This window comes from Neisseria sp. P0021.S007 (assembly GCF_051956855.1).
This window is the reverse complement of record NZ_JBQCXA010001195.1, coordinates 1-519: the sequence shown is the minus strand read 5'-3', so window position 1 is coordinate 519 and position 519 is coordinate 1. Positions and strand designations below refer to the sequence as shown.

Annotated in this window: 1 protein-coding gene; it reads right to left on the bottom strand. The window is 45.3% G+C overall.

Features of this window, described 5'->3' with window-relative positions; translation table 11 throughout:
• Positions 1–519 (bottom strand): T6SS immunity protein Tli4 family protein (locus ACTHUR_RS18245; protein ID WP_440400169.1); only part of this gene is annotated, 519 nt, incomplete at both ends.

The following is a 519-nucleotide window of genomic DNA, read 5'->3' as shown; positions in this document are numbered from 1 at the left end:
ATTACACCCTTATCTAAATTAACCTTGCGTTTCAACAGCGTCGGCTCACCTGCTTTCAACACGTCACCATGCATGATTTCCAGACTCATATCATGTTGCTTGGCAAATTCGACGGTGCTATGAACTTCAAACGGTTTTTTACCGTCATCGGCGATAAAACCGCCTATCAAGCAGATGCCGTGTTTATTTGGCACTTCAAATTCCTGTCTTGTTTTCAAACCGCTGAGAATTTCTTGGCGGAATTTTTTCTCTATGGTGTTGATCGCTTCTTTTTCTTGGGCTTTCCAGTTGGCAGGAGCTTTGCCGTTTTCGGCGGGGATATAGAAAAAACTGCGTACGATATAAGCGTCATCATTATCCAGCTTGAAATATAAGTCGGCTTCGTAGGGCATACCGTCCTTCCCGATAATATTTTCCCAATGGAATCCCCCGCGCGTTACCTGCATCATCGCCCGATCCGGAATCAGAGTGCGGGTATCGACGACAATATCGGTTCCATCATACCCACTATGTTTGAAC